Annotated in this window: 18 protein-coding genes; 6 read left to right on the top strand and 12 right to left on the bottom strand. The window is 38.0% G+C overall.

Annotated features, from left to right (window positions below; translation table 11 throughout):
- Positions 1 to 3: 3 nt before the first annotated feature.
- From EOJ36_RS06065 to EOJ36_RS06055, 3 genes are all read right to left on the bottom strand, one after another.
- Positions 4 to 1,536, bottom strand: a complete 1,533-nt coding sequence (locus EOJ36_RS06065) for a DUF1501 domain-containing protein (RefSeq protein ID WP_238944419.1) — start codon at positions 1,534 to 1,536, stop codon at positions 4 to 6.
- 1 nt (position 1,537) lies between these two features.
- Positions 1,538 to 2,905, bottom strand: coding sequence for a DUF1800 domain-containing protein (locus EOJ36_RS06060; RefSeq protein ID WP_127803373.1), 1,368 nt, complete (start codon positions 2,903 to 2,905; stop codon positions 1,538 to 1,540).
- A gap of 390 nt (positions 2,906 to 3,295) precedes the next feature.
- Positions 3,296 to 3,937 carry an SdpI family protein gene (locus EOJ36_RS06055; RefSeq protein ID WP_127803371.1) on the bottom strand — a complete coding sequence of 214 codons (642 nt, stop codon included), beginning with the start codon at positions 3,935 to 3,937 and terminating at the stop codon, positions 3,296 to 3,298.
- Positions 3,938 to 4,056: 119 nt separating this feature from the next.
- Here EOJ36_RS06055 and EOJ36_RS06050 point away from each other — a divergent pair, with 119 nt between their 5' ends.
- Both EOJ36_RS06050 and EOJ36_RS06045 read left to right on the top strand, forming a co-directional pair.
- Positions 4,057 to 5,580, top strand: a complete 1,524-nt coding sequence (locus EOJ36_RS06050) for a carboxylesterase/lipase family protein (protein ID WP_127803369.1) — start codon at positions 4,057 to 4,059, stop codon at positions 5,578 to 5,580.
- A 1-nt stretch (position 5,581) separates the two neighbouring features.
- On the top strand, positions 5,582 to 6,340 hold the full coding sequence (locus EOJ36_RS06045; RefSeq protein WP_127803367.1) for a sterol desaturase family protein: 759 nt from the start codon (positions 5,582 to 5,584) through the stop codon (positions 6,338 to 6,340).
- Positions 6,341 to 6,470: 130 nt separating this feature from the next.
- Here EOJ36_RS06045 and EOJ36_RS06040 read toward each other — a convergent pair whose 3' ends face one another.
- The gene (locus EOJ36_RS06040) at positions 6,471 to 7,652 is read right to left on the bottom strand and encodes a helix-turn-helix domain-containing protein (RefSeq protein ID WP_127803365.1); all 1,182 of its coding nucleotides are present in this window, start codon (positions 7,650 to 7,652) and stop codon (positions 6,471 to 6,473) included.
- Positions 7,653 to 7,760: 108 nt separating this feature from the next.
- Positions 7,761 to 8,468 (bottom strand): ABC transporter ATP-binding protein, encoded by a 708-nt coding sequence (locus EOJ36_RS06035; RefSeq protein ID WP_127803363.1) that lies wholly within the window; start codon positions 8,466 to 8,468, stop codon positions 7,761 to 7,763.
- A 147-nt stretch (positions 8,469 to 8,615) separates the two neighbouring features.
- On the opposite strand from EOJ36_RS06035, the gene uvrB reads away from it, so the two are divergent.
- On the top strand, positions 8,616 to 10,640 hold the full coding sequence (uvrB, locus tag EOJ36_RS06030; protein WP_127803361.1) for an excinuclease ABC subunit UvrB: 2,025 nt from the start codon (positions 8,616 to 8,618) through the stop codon (positions 10,638 to 10,640).
- Positions 10,641 to 10,714: 74 nt separating this feature from the next.
- Here the strand turns inward: uvrB and pdhA are convergent, their stop codons facing one another.
- On the bottom strand, positions 10,715 to 11,725 hold the full coding sequence (gene pdhA / locus EOJ36_RS06025) for a pyruvate dehydrogenase (acetyl-transferring) E1 component subunit alpha (protein ID WP_127803359.1): 1,011 nt from the start codon (positions 11,723 to 11,725) through the stop codon (positions 10,715 to 10,717).
- Positions 11,726 to 11,826: 101 nt separating this feature from the next.
- On the opposite strand from pdhA, the gene recF reads away from it, so the two are divergent.
- Complete coding sequence (gene recF / locus EOJ36_RS06020) at positions 11,827 to 12,903, top strand: DNA replication/repair protein RecF (RefSeq protein WP_127803357.1); 1,077 nt, start codon at positions 11,827 to 11,829, stop codon at positions 12,901 to 12,903.
- Between the two features lie 399 nt (positions 12,904 to 13,302).
- Here recF and EOJ36_RS06015 read toward each other — a convergent pair whose 3' ends face one another.
- Complete coding sequence (locus tag EOJ36_RS06015) at positions 13,303 to 14,496, bottom strand: glycosyltransferase family 4 protein (RefSeq protein WP_127803355.1); 1,194 nt, start codon at positions 14,494 to 14,496, stop codon at positions 13,303 to 13,305.
- A gap of 115 nt (positions 14,497 to 14,611) precedes the next feature.
- Between EOJ36_RS06015 and EOJ36_RS06010 the strand changes: the two genes are divergently transcribed.
- Positions 14,612 to 15,418 (top strand): glycoside hydrolase family 16 protein, encoded by an 807-nt coding sequence (locus EOJ36_RS06010; RefSeq protein ID WP_127803353.1) that lies wholly within the window; start codon positions 14,612 to 14,614, stop codon positions 15,416 to 15,418.
- Positions 15,419 to 15,472: 54 nt separating this feature from the next.
- The gene (mazG, locus tag EOJ36_RS06005; RefSeq protein WP_127803351.1) at positions 15,473 to 16,255 is read left to right on the top strand and encodes a nucleoside triphosphate pyrophosphohydrolase; all 783 of its coding nucleotides are present in this window, start codon (positions 15,473 to 15,475) and stop codon (positions 16,253 to 16,255) included.
- 63 nt (positions 16,256 to 16,318) lie between these two features.
- Here the strand turns inward: mazG and EOJ36_RS06000 are convergent, their stop codons facing one another.
- The 5 genes from EOJ36_RS06000 to EOJ36_RS05980 all read right to left on the bottom strand — a co-directional run bounded on the left by EOJ36_RS06000 (position 16,319) and on the right by EOJ36_RS05980 (position 22,257).
- Positions 16,319 to 17,593: an MFS transporter gene (locus EOJ36_RS06000; RefSeq protein WP_127803349.1), complete on the bottom strand. Its 1,275-nt coding sequence runs from the start codon at positions 17,591 to 17,593 to the stop codon at positions 16,319 to 16,321.
- Positions 17,594 to 17,611: 18 nt separating this feature from the next.
- Entirely contained in the window at positions 17,612 to 18,274 is a 663-nt protein-coding gene (locus tag EOJ36_RS05995) for a bifunctional 4-hydroxy-2-oxoglutarate aldolase/2-dehydro-3-deoxy-phosphogluconate aldolase (protein WP_127803347.1), read from the bottom strand.
- A 2-nt stretch (positions 18,275 to 18,276) separates the two neighbouring features.
- On the bottom strand, positions 18,277 to 19,287 hold the full coding sequence (locus EOJ36_RS05990) for a sugar kinase (protein WP_127803345.1): 1,011 nt from the start codon (positions 19,285 to 19,287) through the stop codon (positions 18,277 to 18,279).
- A gap of 2 nt (positions 19,288 to 19,289) precedes the next feature.
- On the bottom strand, positions 19,290 to 20,693 hold the full coding sequence (uxaC, locus tag EOJ36_RS05985; protein WP_127803343.1) for a glucuronate isomerase: 1,404 nt from the start codon (positions 20,691 to 20,693) through the stop codon (positions 19,290 to 19,292).
- A gap of 103 nt (positions 20,694 to 20,796) precedes the next feature.
- Complete coding sequence (locus EOJ36_RS05980; protein ID WP_127803341.1) at positions 20,797 to 22,257, bottom strand: tagaturonate reductase; 1,461 nt, start codon at positions 22,255 to 22,257, stop codon at positions 20,797 to 20,799.
- Positions 22,258 to 22,284 lie beyond the last annotated feature (27 nt).

The following is a 22,284-nucleotide window of genomic DNA, read 5'->3' as shown; positions in this document are numbered from 1 at the left end:
ACGCTAATTAATCATTAGGTTCTTTGTCATTCGTTTGCCAGAAGATCCTAACAAAGTTACAATATAGTGCCCCTTATTCCATCCTGATACATCTATTGAAACATTATATTCTCCTTTTACTTTGATTTCGTGCACCAAAACATTAATTAATTTACCAGATAAATCATAAATAGCCAAAAAGACCTCTTGCGATTGATGTACTGTATATTGAATAAATGTTGAAATTGAAGCAGGATTTGGCCAAGGATTTGCCAAATCGATTGACCCTGCATCTGAAATGCTATCAGGGGAAGACTTGAAAATGGGAAGTCGTTCAAAATTCCCAGTAAAAAGACTTGCGGCTGAAGAGTTTGTCGCCCCTAAGTGATCTCGTAAAACAGTTGTGTAAGTTTGACGAAAATCAAATTGGTATTTTAAATCTCCTGAGCTATCCAACACCTTTAAATTTGGGTTGGACCCGATTAGGCCGGATTTTACAGAATTACCTACAAAAATCATTGGCGCTGCTGTTCCATGATCTGTTCCAGCCGTTCCATTCTGATTAACTCTTCTGCCAAATTCAGAATAGGTCATTACACAGACGCGATCTGCTAGGCCCAAATTTTGAATGTCAATTTGAAAATTAGTTATGGCGTCTGAAAGCGTTTTTAACAAATTTGCATGTGAATTTATTTGGTTTGCATGTGTATCGAATCCACCAATGTTTGCCAAGTAAATAGGGGTCTCCAAGCCCCCAGAGATCAATTTAGCAACAATGGATAATTGCTTGCTAAGGCTAGTATTCGGATAGGATTGAATGTTTTTCCCTTTATTTGCCGTGTCTTTAATGATGGTTGAATATTGCAATGAAGCAGATGCAATTTGTTTCAAAAAGGCTAACTCTTCTCCAGCTAAGGTAGCAGGAGGCAAATCGTTGTCTGCTACTGAACCATTGACCAATTGATAAAACAAATTGGGGTCATCAAATACAGTTGCAAAACCTCCCCGGTGACTCTGAAATAAAAGAGATTCCACGGAGCCCAATTGAATAGCCATTGGATGCTTGGGAAGTTTAATAGGGAATTCCGGATAAATCTGTGACAAATACCTGCCTGCCCAGCCATCGTCCCAAATAGTGCCCGAATCTGATGCAGAATTCCAAATATCAGTAGCCCTAAAATGAGATCGATTGGGATTTGCATATCCGACGTTCTGAACGATGGAAACTTTGTCGTCGTCAAATAATTTTTTAAGGCCTGTCATGGATGGATGCAAATACATTCCATTTTCCACCGGTAATGCAACCTCTTTTTTGATGCTGATAGTAGGCCTGGCAGAAAAATATAAATCATCCTCGGCAGGGATTACCGTGTTTAGTCCATCGTTTCCCCCACTCATTTGAATAATTACTAAAACATTTCCAGCGGCTAAATTTTGCGTGAAAGCAAGGGGTGTACTGGTATATGCCTTAGCATCAAAATTTGATAAACCCATACCCATTCCTCCAGTTAATAAGGAAATTTGGTGTAAAAATTCTTTTCTGTTGATTTTTTTCATCTCAGCAAAGTTGAAATTCAGGTAATCTCATCAATGCCTTTAAAAAAGAATTGACTCGGGTATCAGCCATTGCAATATAGGTTGTCCAATTACTTACAATCGTTCCGCTTAAAATGGTTTGTAATAATTGGTCTTTTCTCGTTTTACTCAAGGGAATTGGGAATGCATAGAAAAAATAATCTTCAACCAGTAAATCCACTTTTTCAGCATTCAAAAAAGTTCTAATGTAGGGAAGTGTGTCTAATTTTCCTGTCACAGCAGCTCCATTATATCTTTTCCCATTGATTAACGAATCGGTAAATCCTCCTCTAAAGGAATAGGTGGTTGAACTTATCCAGTTTCTTTGGCCAGGCCAACCAGCCACGTTGGGTGGATTAAATAATTGCATTTGCAATATGATGGCCATTTCATACCAATTGTTGGCGTCAGGCTTGGGTAATTCTAAGAGCTTACATGTGCCTATTATTAATTCTTGGGGATTTTTAATTTTACTTCCCTGGTAAGAGGCCTTGTAAAATTCCTCAGATGTCAACAGAAATTCTAACAAGGGCTTTAATTCAAAATTATTGACTTTGAAGACCGTTGCCATTTCTTGAACAAAGGCCTCATTGGGTTTATAATAAACAAACTCTTTGTAAAGTTTTCTGCAAATGAATTCTGCTGTTGCTTTTTGTTCGAAAACTAAATCGATTAAGCTATTAACAGTAAATTGTGCTGTTTTTCCAAAGATAGTTAGTGTTGTTTCTTTGTACCAGCGGGTAGAATCAAAAACGGACTCTAATCCTTTTACTTGCCACCCTGAAACTGCTTTGGCAGCTTGTTTGATATCCGTTTCTGAATAATTTCCTATCCCAAGAGTAAATAGCTCAAATAATTCTCGAGCAAAGTTTTCATTGGGCTGTGGACCCCTACTATTATTCCCATCTAAATAAATTAACATGGATGGGTCAGTACAAATTTCTTTGGCCAATTGTTTGAAGTTCCCTAAAGCAAATTTTCTTAACAATTGATTTTGTTGATACATATATTGCGGATAGTTTACTTTATCCCTTTCGTTTGAAAAATGATTGTGAAGAAACAAAACCATTTTTTCTCTGATGGAAAGAGACTCTTTAAACATTAATTGATTCCACCAAATTGTAAATTCTTTATACCAGGTACTTGCTGAGCCGTTGTCTTGTTGTATTTGTGCGGGAGTGGTTGATACCCAAGAATTGGGGGCTTCAGGTATAGATTTGTCTTGTAATAGTTTTTTTACAAGGCTTGAAATACTTCCTTCTGCGCTTGCCATAAAATAATCTTCCTTCGAAAAACCAAATAGGGTTCTATTGAGAAGGTGTTTAATGTTTTGCGAGGAAAATTCGGGCATTCGAAAAAGAATATAATTTATCTGATAATTTACGAATACTCTTAGACAAAAAAAATAAGCAAGAATTAAAAATCCTTGCTTATCGCTTCACTCCGTTTTCTAAATTATTATTTTTATTTCAATGCCCAAAGGCGAAATGTCTTATTTTATCACCTGTTGCCTTTTTTAAAAAGACACGCGTTTTTCGGTGTGCTAAATTCAAAAAAATATTTGACTAATGCAATATACCTTGAAAAATTTAGTCCTAAAATCAAAAAATTATACAAATACGAAGAAAAAGGTACGAAAGTCCTTTAAAAAATGACACATATAAAATTGTCTACTTTTAAAGTTAAATAATATGTGAATAGTTTTTTTACATACAATTTCATACAAACTACTTATTGGGAATTAGATATTTTTAGACTTGTAAATTTTGTATGAATATGCAATTGGTATAATTACAATGATCGCCGTAATGCCCAAAAATACGATTATAGGCCCTATTCCTGTTAAAAAATAACACATTATTGCTTGTGCCATTCCTCCATAAAACCAAAGTTTGCCAGCAAGCAAATGTGTCATTTTCCAATTTTCGGGACTCTCCAATGTCCAGGGTAATCTAAATCCAGCAAAATAATTTGGACCAATTTTCGGCATATATCTCCCAAACATTGAAAAGGCCAATCCAATTAGTGGGAATAAAAATTTTTCAATTTTTATTCCTGGATTCGCCGAGGCATACACAATGAAAAAACTTAAAATTCCCATAAATACAACAAGTCCAATACTTATCTCTTGAAAAATTTTTGCATTAGGACTTGACTTTTCTATTTTGGGATCAAACCGAATTAAATTTTGGAATAAAATAAATATGGCACATCCAACGGCACTAAGTATTGTTGGTGCTACATAAATAGAACTTTTGGGTCCCCAAGCATCCGGTTTTCCCTCTATTCCAAAATGGGTGGGTATCTGTTCGGGCAGATCTGGGAAAATATAATATGCGTAAGCAAAGGGGATTAAGAGGAGGAGAAGTATGAGGTAACGCATTTTGGGTTATGGGTTATGGGTTATGAGTTATTAATTGTAAATTATAAAATATTATTTATATTCTACTAATTTAATAGTCCTTCCATCTCATAACCCATAACCCATAACCCATAACCCATATGAAACGCCTACTAACTATTACTTTTTACCTATTACCTTTTACTTTTTTATTTGCACAATCTATAGTTGTGAAAACCGATAAGGGTAAAGTGAAAGGATTCACAAAAGATAATTTGCAAATCTTTTTGGGAATTCCATTTGCTAAACCTCCTGTTGGCGATTTACGTTGGAAAGCTCCGCAAGCTATGGATCCGTGGAAAGGGATAAAGGAGTGTACGCAATTTAGTGCAAGCCCTTTTCAAAATGCTCCTGCACCTTTTGCCTTTTGGTCTTCTGAATTTTTAATTCCTAAATCGCCTATTTCCGAAGATTGTTTGTATTTGAATGTTTGGACCAAAGCTAAGGTTCAAAAGCCAAAAGCTGTTTTAGTATATATCTATGGTGGTGGATTTAGAAGTGGAGGCACGGCTTGTCCTATTTATGATGGATCAAATATGGCGAAAGAGGATGTTGTTTTTGTAAGTTTAAACTACCGCGTTGGGGTGTTTGGATTTATGGCACATCCGGAACTTAGCAAAGAAAGCTCTAGTGCAAGCTCTGGTAATTATGCCATTTTGGATTTAATTGAAGGTTTAAAATGGGTAAAGAATAACATCCATGCCTTTGGTGGCGATCCTAATCAAGTAACAATTGCCGGGCAATCTGCTGGAGCATCCGCAGTAAGTATTCTTTGCGCATCTCCATTGGCAAAAGGACTTTTCAAAAATGCTGTTTTAGAAAGTGGTGCTCTATCTTTAGTTATGAGCAATCCAGCACAAGCCAATGAAGCCAAAGAAAAGGCCGAAGCAGCTGGTTTGAAATTAGCTGAAAGATTAGGAGTTGCTTCTTTAGCTGAATTAAGAAACAAGTCAGCGGAGGAAATTCAAAAGACTAATCTTGGTCAAGCGGGTCCTTATGCAGATGGATATATAATCCCTGTTGATATTACTGGTGCTTACTTAGCAGGGAAACAAAATGATGTAAACCTACTAATTGGATGGAATAAGGATGACCGCTTATCTCCTCGTGCATTACCGGCTGACAAATACATCGAACAAATTAAAACCAGGTTTAAAGATAAAGCGGATGAAGTTTTGCAATTATATCCAGCTACAACTGATGCCATTGCTTCAGAATCACAAACCGCTATGAGTAGAAACGAGTTCTTTGGCAGTAAACAATATGGCTTAGCTAAGTTGCAAGAAGCAAAGGGAAAAGGTAAAATTTATATGTATCGTTTTTGTAGAGATGTACCCGGTTTTACTCCAGAAACTCAATTTGGAGCGTTTCACACAGGAGATGTGCCCTATTTTTACAACAATTTACATACTGTGAATAGGCCATTTGAGGCTGCCGATCAGCAATTGGCCAAAAGCATGTCGCAATACCTGTTAAACTTCACAAAAACAGGCAATCCTTCTGGCAAGGGTTTGACCACTTGGCCAGCCTACGACCAAAAAGACAAAAAAATTATGGTTTTAGATAAACAGTTGGAAGTGGTACGTTTGCCTGATGAAAAACAAGTAGAATATTTCAATAAATAAGATGGTAGAATATTTCGAACATATCCCAAGTACGCATAGGGCATTAATTTTAGCTTTTGGTATAAGTTTTTTTTGGATATTGGAGGGACTAATTCCACTTAAAAATCTCCAGTACCAAAAGTGGAAACATGCCCGCTTAAATTTTATTTTAACTGCATCTACTATTGTGATTAATTTCCTCTTTGCGAAGTTAATCATTCTAACGATTGATTGGTGTCAGACTAATTCTTTTGGAATTTTGTTCTTTTTGCCAAAAAATCTAATCCTTCAATTGGTCTCCGGTCTCTTGTTGCTAGATCTCATTTCAGCCTATTTCATTCATTGGTTGGAGCATCAAATTAAATGGATGTGGCATTTTCACGTGGTTCATCATTCAGATGAATATGTGGACACAACAACGGCAAATCGCCACCATCCAGGAGAAAGTGTTTTGCGAGCAATTTTTACTTGGATAGCCGTTGGACTCGTTGGGGCTCCCATCTGGTTGTTGATGTTGTACCAAAGTGTTTCAGTGGTGCTTTCGCAATTCAACCACGCAAACATTCAAATACCACAAAAAATCGACAAGTTTTTATCTTGGATCATCGTTTCTCCCAACATGCACAAGGTACATCACCATTGGATGCAACCTGAAACAGATTCCAATTATGGAAATATTTTTTCCATTTGGGATCGAATTTTTAGAACGTTTCGGGAGATGGATTTGGGGAAACTGAGGTATGGGATCGATACGAAGTGGAAAGTGAAAAGTGGAAAGTGAAGAGTGACAAACGCTCAGCTGTGCTGAGTGTTGAATATTTGCAAAACATTTTGTTTTGACATATGGAAACTAAAAGTTTCCATCATATTGTGCACTCAGCACAGCTGAGCGCAAGAAAAATTTTCACTTTTCACTTCTTTAGGTACTGACTCGGAGTAATTCCTGTATACTTCTTAAATACCTTGATAAAGGAGCTTCGCGAGTTGAAACCCGCCATTTCTCCGATGGATTCTAAGGTCACGTTGTCTGCCAAACCCTCTTTCAGTTTCTTTTGTACAAATTCGATGCGTTGTCTATTTTTCCATTCTGGAAAAGATATTTTCAAATACTTTGAAAAATATACAGTTAATACATGATACGGAACGCCAATTTCTAAGGCCATTTTGGATAAAGAAAAATCGTTCGAAATACAATCGTTGTTTTGTTGAACAATTGCAATTCCTTGGCTTATCTCATTTATTTTTTCTTCATTCAAAATGCCCAAATCTTCCTTTTCAAGATTCGTGTTTTCGGCATTTTTTAATGCATTTTCTAACTTGTTTTCGATGATGTAATCCGATTTAAAATAACTTCCAAATAAAATAAATGGAATAAAAAGGATTACAAGATTCTGAAAAAAGAAGGCAAAAACAACTAGCGACTGAATTATATCTAAGGGTAAAACATTGAATAAATTCAAATGAATTTTATCCTGAAGAATTAAGTTGCTAACCAAAAGGAAAGAGGACAAATTTGCTAAAATGAAAATAAAAAGGAATACTCCTACCCACCAGCAAAAAGCATCATTCATTTTATTCACCTTAAAAATTCTTTTATCGTAGTGCAATAAATAAATGTAAAAACAGACAATTCCGTAAACAATATTAATAAATGGCCTCAATACCGATTGCCAAATACTAGACATAAATAGGAATTTAACCTCGTATTGGTTGTTTGAGTGATGAAGAATTTGATTGGCATACTCAATTTTTTCAGCCCAAGGACTAAAAATATAGGGACTAACATTTATAAAAACCAACCAAAAAGGGATACCGTGTAGGTAATCATAAATTGTTTTTTTGTCTGAAATGTAGGTTCTTTTTATAAAATAAAAGAGACTTGGACCAACCAAAAAATAGAATGGCATAAAATGGTTGGTAAATATGGCAATTGCAGTAGGATTGCTTGAGCTGAACAATACATTATGTACAATCCCAAAGATGGAGTTAAATAAATAAAAAAATGCAAGTGTATAATTAGTACTTAATTCTTTATTTCGATAAAGAAAAAGTATAAATGCAATTAGAAGTCCTAAATAGGATATATAGAACATATTAGCAGAACACTGTTAAAAGAATTTAAAAAACTTGTTCTGCAAGTTAGTGATTTTTTTAAAAAATGTTTAAAAATTGAAAATTTGACACATGATTTAAATCATAATCTACTTTATTACTTTGCGGATATTCTCATTGATTTTATCCGATTCGATTAGGCCATCTCTTAGTCGAATGATGCGGTGTGCATATTGGGCGATGTCATCTTCGTGTGTTACCATGACAATCGTGTTGCCTTTCTGGTGCAGCTGGTCGAAAAGGTCCATGATTTCATAAGACGTTTTGGTATCTAAATTACCTGTAGGCTCATCTGCCAATAAAATAGAAGGATCATTTACCAATGCGCGCGCTACGGCAACACGTTGGCGTTGTCCGCCCGACAACTCGTTTGGCTTATGGTTTGCTCGATTTTCTAATCCTACACCTCGTAAAGCTTCCATGGCTTTTTCGGTTCGGTCTTTTTTGTTGTAGCCTGCGTAAATAAGGGGCAAGGCGACATTGTCGAGAGAGGATTGGCGAGGTAACAAATTAAATGTTTGAAACACAAAGCCAATTTCTTTATTTCTAACGCTGGCTAATTCGTTTTCAGACATCTCTGAAACATCCTGTCCATTTAAAATATATTTTCCTGAGGTGGGTGTGTCCAAACAGCCTACAATATTCATTAAGGTGGATTTTCCAGAACCAGAAGGCCCCATAAAGGCCACGTATTCTCCTCTATTAACTGAAATGCTAATGTCGCGAAGGGCATCAATAACCTCCTCGCCCATCACATAGCGTTTCGAAATGTTTACTGTTTCAATAATCTTGCTCATAGAAAAACCAAAACTTAAAATTAGGAAATATTTAGAGGAAACCTTCTTCTTTTCGATTAATGTACAAAGAATGGGATAAAATGTAAATTTTAAGGATAAGAGGAAAGGGGTTCTTCCTATATTGCCTTTTTCTCTTTAACTTGCCAGATGGACTTTAAATTAAGCTCGAACTATCAACCTACGGGAGATCAGCCGGAGGCAATCCGACAGTTGGCGGAGGGAATTCGGAACAACGAACAGAACCAAACTTTGCTTGGAGTTACAGGTTCAGGAAAAACATTTACGATTGCCAATGTTATCCAGGAGGTAAATAAACCAACCCTAATTTTGAGCCATAACAAAACCTTAGCGGCTCAGCTCTATGGTGAGTTCAAGGGTTTTTTCCCCGAAAATGCGGTAGAATATTTCATTTCTTATTATGATTATTACCAACCCGAAGCATTTATTGCTTCCACGGGAACTTATATTGAAAAAGATCTTTCCATCAATCAGGAGATTGAAAAATTGCGATTAGCCACCACCACAGCTTTAATGTCTGGTCGTAGAGACATCATTGTCATAGCTTCTGTTTCTTGTATATATGGTATGGGAAATCCAGAGGAATACCGAAATTCTATTGTGCGAATTGGAGTAGGAGAGATTGTTTCCCGGAACCAGTTTTTATTTCGTTTAGTGGAAATTTTATATGCGCGTTCGGAGGGCGAGTTTTTACGTGGAACATTTCGTGTAAAAGGCGATACAGTGGATATTTTCTTGGCCTATGCAGATTTTGGTTATCGGGTTGTTTTTTTTGGAGATGAGGTGGAGGAGATCCATCGGATAGACCCTTGGTCGGGCAAAAAAATATCTGATGAAAAAATGGTGGCTATTTTCCCTGCCAATTTATTTGTCACGGGAAAAGAAACCATGTTACGATCTATTGCTGAAATTCAAGCTGATTTGGTGAAGCAAATTGAATATTTCGGAAAGGAAGGTCGATTGACTGAAGCGGAACGAATCAAACAACGAACAGAATTTGATTTGGAGATGATGCGAGAGTTGGGCTATTGTTCCGGAATTGAAAATTATTCAAGATATTTTGATAACAGAAAACCGGGACAAAGACCTTTTTGTTTGTTGGACTTTTTTCCAGATGATTTCTTGATGGTGGTAGATGAAAGCCACGTGACCATGCCACAAATTCGGGCCATGTGGGGAGGAGACCGCTCTAGAAAAGAATCTTTAGTGGAACATGGATTTAGATTGCCTTCTGCGATGGACAACAGGCCCCTAACGTATCAAGAGTTTGAGGATTTGATTGGTCAAACCATTTTCGTTTCTGCAACGCCATCTGATTATGAATTAAGGAAATCTGAAGGGGTTGTAGTGGAACAAATCATCCGCCCAACGGGCTTATTAGATCCTTTGATAGAAATTCGCCCAACGAAAGGACAAATTGACGAATTGTTGGATGAGGTTTATGACCGAATAAAGAAAAACGAACGCGTTTTGATTACCACATTGACCAAGCGAATGGCCGAGGAGTTATCGAAATACATGGATCGAGTTGGCGTTAAATGTAGATATATTCACTCGGAAATAAAAGCCTTGGAGCGAGTAGAAATTTTACGTGAATTGCGTTTGGGGGTAATTGATGTGTTAGTAGGAGTGAACTTACTTAGAGAAGGCTTAGATTTGCCTGAAGTTTCTTTGGTGGCTATTATGGATGCGGATAAGGAAGGCTTTTTACGTGATGTGCGGTCGCTGATACAAACCATTGGTCGTGCAGCAAGAAATGAGAACGGAAAGGTGTTGATGTTTGCCGACAAAATTACAGGTTCAATGGAGATCTCCATTCGAGAAACCAATCGAAGAAGAGAAAAGCAAATGGCCTATAACCTTGAGCATGGGATTACTCCTAAAACTATTTTGCGAACGCAAGAGGAAATTATGGAGCAGACATCCATAGCCGACAAAATGGGTAAGCCTGTTAAGAATTACAATTTGCCTCAGGAAGACAAAACGGCTCAAGCGGCAGATCCTTTGTTGCAATATCTATCGAAAGATCAACTGAAAAAGCAATTGGAGCAATTACAAAAAGAAATGGAAAAAGCAGCAAGGGAGTTGGATTTTCCTTTAGCGGCGAGATTGAGGGACTCTTTGCATGAAACTGAAAAGTTGTTGAGGGGCTAGGCTTTTCTTTTTACCTCCCCCCAGCCCCCTCCTTCAGAAGGAGGGGGTGGGGCAAAGCGCCGGGGCGGTTAATATTATTCTTTCACAAACGGATAATCCTCCTGAACATACACATCTTTGTATGCTTCAGAAGCATCAGGGAAAGGAGAAGTTTCTGCAAAATCAACAGATTCTTGAACTTGAACCTTGATTTTTGCGTCTATTTCGTCTAATTGTGCTTGTGTAAGGATGTTATTATCTAAGATAGTTTTCTTTACTTGCTCAATTGGGTCGCGATCTTTGTAAGCTTCAACCTCTTCTTTTGAACGGTATTTTTGCGGATCTGACATTGAGTGACCTCTGTAACGATACGTTCTGAATTCTAAGAAAGTTGGACCTTCACCAGCTCTTGCACGTGCAGCAGCGCGAGAAACGGCCTCGTGAACAGCTTCAACGTTCATTGCATCTACGGCCTCAGACGGCATGTCGTAAGCTTCACCAATGGTGTAAAGTTCGGTAACGTTAGAAGTTCTTGCTACAGAAGTACCCATGGCATAACCATTGTTTTCAACAACGAAAATGCAAGGCAATTTCCAGGTCATTGCCATGTTGAAAGTTTCGTGCAAAGCACCTTGACGTGTAGCACCGTCTCCAAAATAACAAATAGAAACGTTACCAGTATTATTATATTTTTCAGCGAAAGCTAAACCCGCACCTAAAGGAATCTGAGCACCCACGATACCGTGTCCACCCACAAAACCTACTTCTTTATCAAAAATGTGCATTGAACCACCTTTACCTTTAGAAGCGCCAGTGATTTTTCCGTACAACTCGGCCATGATAGCGTTTGGTGAAGTGCCTAATGCCAATGGAATTCCGTGGTCGCGGTATGCGGTGATATATTTGTCGCCCTCACGAAGAGCCGATTTTGATCCAGAAGAACAAGCTTCTTGACCAATATACAAGTGGCAAAAACCTTTAATTTTTTGCATTCCGTACAATTGTCCGCATTTTTCTTCGAACTTACGCTGCAATTGCATTGATTCGTACCAATAAAGATAAGTTTCTTTAGAATACTTAAGAGGGGATGCTTCTTTCTTTGCCATTTTCTTTAAAGTAATTTAAAATATTTCTAACAAACCGAAAAGATTTTTAGAAATTTGATGCGAAATTAAGACAAAAGCGATAAAAGGCAAAATTAAAGCCTATGTATTTGAAAAACTTACAAGTTAGACAGTTCAAATCTTACCCAGAAGGTACCTTTGATTTTATTCCAGAAATCAATTGTATTGTGGGAGAAAATGGAATTGGCAAGACCAACTTGTTGGATGCAATTTACTTTTTGTCGATGACAAAAAGCACTCGACTTTCGGATTCGCTTTGTGTCTTACACGGAGAAGATTTTTTTACAGTTCAAGGAAATTATGTGGTAGGGGAAATGGAGACCGAAATTCGTTGTAGTTTCCAGAAAGGACAAAAAAAGCAGGTTTTTAGAGCCCAAAAGGCTTATCCTCGCTTGGCAGATCATATTGGGAATTATCCTGTGGTGATGATGGACCCCTATGATACCGATTTAATACGCGAGGGGAGTGAGGAGCGGAGGCGATTTTTCGACAACATGATGTCGCAAAAAGACCGTGTTTTTTTGGAGAAATTGTTGAAATATAATCGGGTTTTAGTCCAAAGAAATCAGCTTTTGAAAGCTTTTGCTGAACGTGGCCAAGTAGATTATTTACACTTAGAAACCTACGATTTATTATTAGTCGAATTGGGGGAAGAAATTTTTCATGCAAGAAAATTATTTTTAGAAGCCTACATACCTGCCTTTCAAAAACAATATGAAAATCTTTCTGATGGCAGGGAAAGTGTTCACATAGCCTTAGAGAGCAATGTAGTTCCTGGATCTATGGCAGAAGCTTTAAAAAGTACTGTTCAAATAGATTTACAAGCCCAAAGGACGGGAATTGGAATCCATAAGGACGATTTTGTATTTGAAATTGATGGTTTTTCTTTGAAAAAAATGGGTTCCCAAGGACAACAAAAAAGCTATGTTGTTGCCTTGAAATTGGCCCAATTTGATATGCTGTGGTCTGAAACCAATAAAAAACCCATTTTATTGTTAGATGATATTTTCGACAAATTAGACGATCGACGCATCCAGCGACTCATTCAAATGATGGCTGAAGAGCATTTTGGTCAGGTTTTTATTACAGATGCCAGGCCAGAAAGAACTAAATCTTTGTTGAAGGGTTTGAAGGGGGGGATTCAATTTTTAGAACTGTAGAATTGGAGAATATAGGAATATAAGAATGTGGGAATCGGAGAATTTTTGAATTTGGGAATCGCAGAATTGGGGAATTTTAGAATCGGAGAATGTGGGAATCGGAGAATTTGTGAATTTGTGAATCTGGGAATCGCAGAATTGGGGAATCGGAGAATTTGAGAATTGGGGAAGCATCCCGGAGGGATGCCACATCTATAGCCTAATTGAATCCACCCCGACGTTTGACCCCAGCGGGGTCATTAAAGGTATAAGGGATAAGGTATAAGGGATGAGAGATGAGGGATAAGGGATAAGGGATGAGGGATAAGGGATAAGGGACAAATGTCTCGGCCTTCACAAATTCCCAGATTCCCATATTCCCCAATTTTCCGATTCCCAGATTCCCAGATTCCCCAATTCTCAAATTCTCCGATTCCCATATTCTCCAATTCTCCTATTCTCCGATTCCCCAATTCTCAGATTCTCAAATATAATTTTTCCAAAATTCTCCACACCATGTTTTTGGGCAAATTCAGAAAGGCCTTTAGGATCAAATAATATTTCCTTATGGAGTATTTTTTCGAGCGCGCGGGCAATTTCTGCTGGATTTTCGGGGTCGGCAGATACGCCTAATTTATTTTGGCTAATTTGATGCGAAATGGCACCCAGATTGCTACCTAGTACTGGTTTTCCTGCAAAGGCACTTCTGATGACCATGGAGGCCGAGCCCATAAATTTTGGGTATAATGCCAAAGTCCAATCCGTTAATTCAAACAAGGCCTGCATCGTTTCAGGGCTATGACGCTCAAAAAGTAGAGAAGATGTAAGGTTTGGTAATTTTTTTAGATATTCTTCAACTTTATTTTGGAAATTAGGTTCTATTTTCCCCGCCAAAATGAGGTGAATTTCTTTTCGTTGTTCTTCCGACAACATTGAAACTCCCTCCAAAAACTCTAAAATTCCTTTCCTGTCATCCAGGTGTCCGAAGTTTAAAAAAATAGTCTTGTTTTTAGGCAAATCTAAATTTTTTCTAAGCGCTTCCTTAAATTCATTACTTGATGGTACAACATAAATGGGGTCCGGTAGGTATTTAATTTTATGTAAACTTATGGTCTTTTGGAGCGCTTGAACTCGGAATTCTGCTAAAACAAATAAGTTTTTAAAATTTGGCTTGTTAACTACCCATTTTAGCATCCAAAATTTTAAAGTATTTATCAGGTTGCCTTTCACTTTTGGTTTAAACAAGATGCCAGCCAACGGAATGTTTGTCTTTTTGCCAAATAATGCCCCGAATTGAAAATAGTCGAAAAAGGGGAAAAGGATTTGATCTACCTGGTGTTTTTGTGCTAAATTGATGGTTTCATTCCACTCTGATATGCTTCGAGCATACAGACTTTTTTTGTGAAAGTTGGCTATCTTCTCGTTTGTTATAAATTCTAATTGAACATTAGAAGGCAGGTCAAATTGAAAATCTTTGAGGGTACTTTCGATTTTATCTTGACAAACCACAATTAATTCTGAATCTTTGCGGATGCTAACTTGCTGGATGATATAAAAAATATAATCCAGGTGGTGTCCGTCGGCAATAGAGTCGTAAATTAGAATTTTGGGCATTTACAAAATTATGTAATTTGAATGTAAGAATCTAATAAATTGACCGCCCCCGGCGCTTTGCGCCACCCCCTCCTTTTGAAGGAGGGGGACTAGGGGAGGTAAAACCTAATATTTTATGAAATTATTTTACCCTTTGTTTCTTTTTTGTTTAACAATTTCGGTTGCAAATGCTCAACAAAAATTTATTTTCCAAGACGAATTTTCTGGAAAAAACCTTGATACGACCAAATGGTCTTACAACACCGGCGGAGAAGGTTGGGGGAACCATGAATTACAAAACTATACGAAAGACCGTAAAGAAAATGTACGTATTGAAAACGGGCATCTGATCATTGAAGCACGAAAAGAAGACTTCAATAAAAATAGATTTACCTCTGGACGAATTGTGACCAAAGGGAAATTTGATTTTACGTATGGACGCGTGGAAGTAAGGGCCAAATTACCTGCAGGAAGAGGTACTTGGCCTGCGATTTGGATGTTGGCAAGTGGAATAAATTATGGCAAAAACTATTGGCCAGATCAAGGAGAAATTGATATCATGGAACATGTGGGTTACGACCCTTCTGTGGTTCATGGAACAGTTCATACCAAGGCATTTAATCACGTAATTGGTACGCAAAAAGGGAATACTATTACGATTACAGATTTCGATAAAGCTTTTCATGTGTATAGAATGGATTGGACTCCAGAAACTATCCGAATGTTTGTGGACGATAAAATGTATTTCGAATTCCCTAATACGCACAAGTCTTGGGAAGAGTGGCCATTTGATAAGCCGGAGCATCTAATTTTAAACCTGGCTGTTGGGGGAGATTGGGGAGGTAGTAAAGGTGTTGATGAGAGTATATTTCCGGTGAGAATGGAGGTGGATTATGTTCGAGTTCTACCGCCCCCGGCGCTTCGCGCCACCCCCTCCTTGTGAAGGAGGGGGACGGGGGGAGGTAAAAAGTTAGATTTATAGATAAATAAACAAAAAATGAACGATCCAAGATTAAACGCATTCCAAAGACTTTTAGACATCATGGATGACCTCCGTGCCAAATGCCCTTGGGATAAGAAGCAAACGATGGAATCTTTGCGCCATTTGACAATCGAAGAGACCTATGAACTTTCTGACGCGATTTTGGAGGGGGACATGAACGAAATCAAAAAGGAAATTGGCGATTTGTTTTTGCACTTGGTTTTCTATTCGAAAATTGGTTCTGAAACAGGAGATTTTGATGTTGAGTCGGTTCTAAATGCTCAATGTGAGAAATTGATTGGCAGACATCCACATATTTATGGGGACGTAAAAGCCGAAACGGAAGAGGAGGTCAAACAAAATTGGGAGGCCATCAAATTAAAAGAAGGTAATAAGTCGGTTTTGGCTGGTGTGCCTAAATCCTTGCCTGCATTAGTAAAGTCGATGCGAATTCAGGAAAAGGCTCGTGGTGCGGGATTTGATTGGGAAGAAAAGGAGCAGGTTTGGGGCAAAGTGGAAGAAGAATTAGAAGAGTTTAAGGCTGAATTTGTAGGCAAGCAATTAGATGCCGAGCAAAAACAAAAAGCCGAGGGAGAGCTCGGCGATTTAATCTTTAGTTTGGTCAATTTTTCACGATTTATTGATATAAATCCCGAAACGGCTCTTGAGCGCACAAACAGAAAATTCATTAAGCGCTTCAATCATCTCGAAAAACGTGCCAATGAAATTGGTAAATCTTTACAAGAAATGACTTTGGCTGAGATGGATGTTTTTTGGGAGGAAGCGAAGCAATTATGAATTGTTAATTGTTAATTATGAATTATTTTTTAAAATTAACAATTAACAATTAACAATTAACAATTAAACCTTCGCTTCTTCCAACTTCGGCACTAAGGTATAAATAATAACCCATGCTAACATGTAGGCACTGCCGCAAAGTAAAAAGATAATGTTATATCCATCATTGATATTGCCCAAGACCTTGTAATGGTCAAGTAAGGCACCTACAATCATAGGAAAAACGATACCCCCTCCAGAGCCAGCCATTCCTCCGATACCAATTACCGAACTAATTGCTTTTTTAGGAAACATGTCAGTAGCTATGGAATAAATATTTGCCGACCATGCTTGGTGTGCAGCTGCTGCCAAAGAAATTAAGGCCACTGCCTGCCAAATATTATCGCAATATCTTGCCGCCATAATGGGTACAACAGCCAAAGCAAAGCTTAACATAGATATTTTTCTTGCTTTGAAACTTGGCCAGCCTTTGTTGATTAACCAACCCGACAACCAGCCTCCGCCAATACTACCAATGGTGGTTGCAGTGTACACTACAATTAATTCTAAGCTTGGCTTTTTAAGGTCTAATTCGAAGCGCTCTTTAAAATAAGATGGTAACCAGAATAGGAAAAACCACCAAATTGGGTCGGTTAACATTTTACCAAAGAAAAATGCCCAAGTTTGTTTGAATCCAAATAATGAAGCCCATTTAACCGGTTCAACGTTTTCTTCTTTTTCCTCTTTGTCGGCATGAATATAGTCAAATTCCTCTTGCGACAATTGTTTGTGTTTGGAAGGAGCTTCGTAATAAATCATCCAAAAAATAAGCCATATGAAACCAATTGCACCGGTTACTATGAAGGCCATTTCCCAACCATAAACACCCAACAACCATGGTACCATAATGGGCGCTGCTACTGCTCCAATATTTGCCCCTGAATTGAAAATTCCAGTGGCAAGAGCTCTTTCCTTTTTAGGAAACCATTCTGCTACAGATTTAATAGCCGCAGGGAAGTTTCCTGATTCACCAACACCTAATAAAGCGCGCATAAATGCAAAGCTCATAGTGCCAGTTGCTGCAGCATGTAAAATAGCAGCGATACTCCAGATAACGATGGAAATAGTGTAGCCTAATTTGGTCCCGATGCGATCAATAATACCGCCGAAACTAATTAATCCAAGGGCATAAGCAGCTTGAAAAGCGATTACAATATTTGAATAATCAGTTTCTGACCAATTAAATTGGTCCTCAAGTGCAGGTTTTAATAAACCAATTACCTGACGGTCCAAATAATTGATGGTTGTAGCGAAGAACAACAATGCGCAAATTCGCCAACGGTAATTTCCAATTTTCATCGTTTAGAGGGGTTTAAATTATAGCGTTTTGTAGATTTCTATCAAATCGCTGATAATATTAGTAATTTTTTGATAATTTTTATCATTTATCAATGTTGAAGGAAATAATTGAGATCCCATTCCTACTGCCTTTGCCCCAGCACCAAACCAAGTGGTAAGGCTCTCTCGTGTTGGTTCTACTCCTCCAGTAACCATTATTTTACTGTGTGGCATAGGACCCGTAAGGGCTTTTACAAAGCCTGGACCAACCACATTCCCTGGAAAAATTTTAATGTATTTTGCTCCAAGCAATTCAGCATTTCTAATTTCGGTTAGAGTCATGGTACCTGGCATCCAAGGGATATCGTGCTTGCCACAAATTTCTCCAACCTCTGGGGTAGTGAATGGTTGCAACATGAAATCTGCTCCCATTTCAATAAATTCTTTTGCTTGTTTGGCATCATAAATAGTACCAATACCTAATACTAAATCAGGACATTCTTTTTCGCAAAAATTGATCAATTCTGCAAAAATTTGTGGAGCTTCTGCTCCTCGATTGGTGAATTCGAAAACTCGAATACCGCCATCGTAACAAGCCTTTAACACATCCTTTGCTACATTTACATTAGGATTGAAAAACAAAGGAACGATAGGGGTTTCTTCTAATCGTGAATATACGATTTGGGAATTATTTCTTGCCATTTTTATCTTTTTAATCGTCCTGTAAGGTCTCCCGACAGCACTAATTCTACTTCATCTAAATTACTTAAATTGATATCTCCTTCAATGGTGTGCTTCAAAGCGGAGGCAGCTACACCAAATCGTAAAGAATCTTTTTCATCCATTCCCATTACGTTTCCGTAAATGTATCCCGCCATAAAGGCATCTCCTCCACCTATTCTATCCACTATTTGTGAGATTTCTACTGTTTCAGTTTTAATCAAATTTTCACCATCAAAACCCATTGCAGAAAGGGTGTTTGCCGAAGCAGAAATTTGTCCTCTTTTGGTGTTGATAATTTTCTTTAATCGAGGGAAACGTGCCATGATTTGTCGACACATTGATTCAAATCCACTCTTTGTTGAACCATCAGGAACAATGTTTAGGATATCCTCTGCGTCACCTTTTCCGCAAACAATGATATCGCAGCCTTCAATTAATTCTGGCATTACGTCTTGCACAGACTTGCCATATTGCCACAAATTTTTTCGATAATTAACATCTGCAGAAACGGTTATTCCCATTTCATTAGCCGTTTTGATGGCTTTTTTTACTGCTTGTGCTGCCGAGTCGGAAATTGCAGGGGTGATTCCTGTCCAGTGAAACCATTGGGCATCTTCTAAGATTTCTACCCAATTAAATTCATTTGGGTGCATGTGGGCAAAAGAAGAATCGGCTCTATCGTAAACTACTTTGCTTGGACGCATTGCTGCTCCAAATTCAGTAAAATATAGACCCAATCTATTGCCTCCATAATTCACAAAGGACATATCTACTCCAACTTTTCGGAAATAGGCAGTTGCGGCTCTTCCCATTTCATTGTCTGGGAATTTTGTCACGTGTGCCGCTGGAATTCCCCAGTGGGCTAAGGCAGCAGTAACATTTGCTTCTCCACCGCCAAAGGTTAAATTTAGGGAGTCGGCTTGGACAATTCTGCCATATCCTGGAGGGCTCAAACGGCCCATTATTTCACCAAAACTTACAATTTTTTTCATTCTTATTCGAAGTTAAAAAAGTTAGCCGCGTTGTTGTAACAAATATCTTGTACCATTTGGCCTAACCATTTCATGTCTGCAGGAAGTTCTCCATTTTCAACATCCTGACCTAACAAGTTACAAAGAATTCTTCTGAAATACTCATGGCGTGGGAATGATAAAAAGCTTCGGCTATCTGTTAACATCCCAACAAAGTGGCTCAATAAACCCATGTTTGAAAGGGCATTGATTTGCTTTTCCATGCCATCTTTTTGATCTAAAAACCACCAACCAGAGCCAAATTGCATTTTCCCAACAATTGTTCCATCCTGGAAATTGCCAATCATGGTGGCCAATAATTCATTGTCTCGTGGATTCAAATTGTACAAAATAGTTTTTGCTAATTGATTGGTTGAATCCAGCTTATTTAAAAATTTAGAAAGCGGAGTGGCTTGTTCAAAGTCACCGATGGAATCAAAACCGGTGTCGGGGCCTAAGGCACCCAACAAACGGGCATTATTATTTCTTAAAGCACCAAGGTGGAATTGTTGCGTCCAACCTTTTTCGTGGTCTAAATGTGCAAAATAAACTAACATAGCAGATTTAAACTGTAATTTCTCCTTGTGTGAGATTGTTTTTCCACTCATCAGGCGGTGAAAAATCAAAGCAATATCTTCATCTGAATACTCTTCTGCATAGATTTGTTCCAAACCGTGGTCACTTAATCGGCCACCCATAGCATGGAAGAAATCGTGTCTAGAACGAATTGCTGCCTTGTAAGCTTCTAAATCTGAAATCTCTTTTCCAATTACAGCAGCCAATTTGTTTACATATTCTACAAATGTCAATTCATCATCTACCGCCATGGCCTTATCAGGACGGAAGGTTGGTAAAACCTTTATCTCAAATCCACTGTCTTTTATTGCTTTGTGATAGACCAAATCATCTGTTGGATCATCTGTTGTGCAAAGAACTTTTACGTTCATTTTCAACAACAAATTGCGAACAGAATATTCCTTTTTTTGCAACAAGGCATTGCAATGGTCATAAATTCTTTTGGCAGAATCTTTATTTAACACTTCTGTTACTCCGAAGTATCTTTGCAGCTCCAAATGTGTCCAATGGTACAAAGGGTTTCTCATTGTGTAAGGAACCGTTTCTGCCCATTTCATGAATTTTTCTTCATCGGAAGCATTTCCTGTGATGTATTTTTCATCAATACCGTGCGTTCGCATGGCTCTCCATTTGTAGTGGTCGCCATACAACCAAATCTGTGTAATATTATCAAACTGCTTATCTTCCGCAATTTGTTGCGGAATCAAGTGATTGTGATAATCTACAATGGGCATATCTTTTGCATAATCGTGATAAAGCGATTGTGCTGTTGGGGATTGCAGTAAGAAATGTTCGTTTAGGAAAGGTTTCATTTTTTTAGTGTTATAGTGTGCAAGTGAGCAAGTGAGCAAGTGATCAAAGTAATCTAGATTTTTTCTTCTACTAACTGGCTCACTTTGCTCACTGGCTCACTCTTTACAAGTACTTTTCCACAGCTTCTTTAAACCCTGGAAGTGCAGAAAGGTCCTGACCCCATAGGGATTTATCAGCTAATAGTTCGTTTAAGTTAAAGTTTTTCCATGCCTTGAAGAAGTAAGGGGCAAAGTCACACTGGATAGGGTAAAACTCTCCATTGCATTCTCCATAATATATGCCATTTTTTTCCTTCACTGCATGCATAAATTGTAAATAGGCTGCAAAACCCATGGCAAAAAGTTCTGGAGCTTTACCAAATATTTGGTAATAATTCACCAAAAGAGGAACGTTACGCATTTTCATCTTGGTGGTATATTGAACCGTAATGTCAATCAATTTATGTTTGATAAAAGGATTTTTGAAGCGGTCTAAAACAGATCTACCAAATCGGTCAGCCACCTTGAAATCCATTTTATAAGGAATAGCAGGCGCCAATTCAGAAAGCATCAAATTCATGATTAACTTGCCCAAATACCCATTTGCCATCACATCTTTTACCAAACGGAAGCCTAATAAATACGACATTCCACACATTAAGGTATGGGTTCCGTTCAACAAACGTAATTTCAGCTCGCGATAAATTTCAATATCTTCTTGAATGATTACGCCTTTGTCGGCGGCTGCAAATCCAAGCACTTTTCGAACCTCTTCATTGCCTTGGATAGCCCAGAGTGCATAAACCTCCGACTGAATCATCAATTCATCTGAGTAGCCAACCCCTGCTTCAATTTCAGCAATCGTTTCAGCGTCCGGTTTGCCAGGAACAATGCGATCCACTAAGGAGTTGCAAAAATGATTATGCATATTCAACCATTGAATGAATTGGGCATCTAATTGATGCTCCTCACATAATTGGTCAATTATTTTCTTTAGGGCATCTCCATTGTTGATGATTAATTCTGTTGGAACAATCACCATTCCAGATTCTGCAGAACCTTGAAAATGTTTGTAACGTGCGTGTAAAAAAGACAATAATTTGGCAGGAAATGATTTAGGACAACCATCAAAAAGTTTGTCTCCCGCAAGGTATTGGATTCCAACTTCTGTGGTGTTGGAAAGAATAATTTTCATTTCCGAATTGCTCGCACAAGCCAAAATGCTGTCCCACTCATTGTTTGCATTTAAGGTACGAGAGATACTGCCGTTGATTAAATATTTTTCAACTTCAGTTCCATCTTCAATGCCTTTGATGCAATGTGTGTATAGATTTCCTTGAGTTTGAAAGGCATCAGCGCCACCTTTTGCAGTTGATTTAACTACGACAATGCGTCCTTTGAATAAACCTTTTTTATTTGCTTTGTCAACGAAATAATCACAGAGTCCGCGTAACAAAACGCCTGTTCCGAATTGAAGAATTTTTTCAGGATAGGAGAATGTTTCTTCCTGAGGAATTTCCAAGGGAAGAGATGCATTGATTGATTTTGATTTTATTAAATCGGGGTGAAGATGTTTTGTTGCCATCTTAAATGTTTAGTATTTGCTTTTAAA

It is taken from the genome of Sandaracinomonas limnophila (assembly GCF_004005965.1).
GTDB classification, from domain to species: domain Bacteria; phylum Bacteroidota; class Bacteroidia; order Cytophagales; family Spirosomataceae; genus Sandaracinomonas; species Sandaracinomonas limnophila.
This window is presented reverse-complemented; position numbering and strand designations above follow the sequence as displayed.

Bases quoted from the DNA above. Each gene is read 5' to 3' on its own strand.
- EOJ36_RS05995 (WP_127803347.1), bottom strand. From the start codon at position 18,274: ATGGCAAGAAATAATTCCCAAATCGTATATTCACGATTAGAAGAAACC.
- mazG (WP_127803351.1), top strand. From the start codon at position 15,473: ATGAACGATCCAAGATTAAACGCATTCCAAAGACTTTTAGACATCATG.
- uxaC (WP_127803343.1), bottom strand. From the start codon at position 20,693: ATGAAACCTTTCCTAAACGAACATTTCTTACTGCAATCCCCAACAGCA.
- EOJ36_RS06050 (WP_127803369.1), top strand. From the start codon at position 4,057: ATGAAACGCCTACTAACTATTACTTTTTACCTATTACCTTTTACTTTT.
- EOJ36_RS06055 (WP_127803371.1), bottom strand. From the start codon at position 3,937: ATGCGTTACCTCATACTTCTCCTCCTCTTAATCCCCTTTGCTTACGCA.
- EOJ36_RS06000 (WP_127803349.1), bottom strand. From the start codon at position 17,593: ATGAAAATTGGAAATTACCGTTGGCGAATTTGCGCATTGTTGTTCTTC.
- EOJ36_RS06035 (WP_127803363.1), bottom strand. From the start codon at position 8,468: ATGAGCAAGATTATTGAAACAGTAAACATTTCGAAACGCTATGTGATG.
- EOJ36_RS06060 (WP_127803373.1), bottom strand. From the start codon at position 2,905: ATGCCCGAATTTTCCTCGCAAAACATTAAACACCTTCTCAATAGAACC.
- EOJ36_RS06045 (WP_127803367.1), top strand. From the start codon at position 5,582: ATGGTAGAATATTTCGAACATATCCCAAGTACGCATAGGGCATTAATT.
- uvrB (WP_127803361.1), top strand. From the start codon at position 8,616: ATGGACTTTAAATTAAGCTCGAACTATCAACCTACGGGAGATCAGCCG.
- EOJ36_RS05990 (WP_127803345.1), bottom strand. From the start codon at position 19,287: ATGAAAAAAATTGTAAGTTTTGGTGAAATAATGGGCCGTTTGAGCCCT.
- EOJ36_RS06010 (WP_127803353.1), top strand. From the start codon at position 14,612: ATGAAATTATTTTACCCTTTGTTTCTTTTTTGTTTAACAATTTCGGTT.
- EOJ36_RS06015 (WP_127803355.1), bottom strand. From the start codon at position 14,496: ATGCCCAAAATTCTAATTTACGACTCTATTGCCGACGGACACCACCTG.
- EOJ36_RS06040 (WP_127803365.1), bottom strand. From the start codon at position 7,652: ATGTTCTATATATCCTATTTAGGACTTCTAATTGCATTTATACTTTTT.
- EOJ36_RS06065 (WP_238944419.1), bottom strand. From the start codon at position 1,536: ATGAAAAAAATCAACAGAAAAGAATTTTTACACCAAATTTCCTTATTA.
- EOJ36_RS05980 (WP_127803341.1), bottom strand. From the start codon at position 22,257: ATGGCAACAAAACATCTTCACCCCGATTTAATAAAATCAAAATCAATC.
- pdhA (WP_127803359.1), bottom strand. From the start codon at position 11,725: ATGGCAAAGAAAGAAGCATCCCCTCTTAAGTATTCTAAAGAAACTTAT.
- recF (WP_127803357.1), top strand. From the start codon at position 11,827: ATGTATTTGAAAAACTTACAAGTTAGACAGTTCAAATCTTACCCAGAA.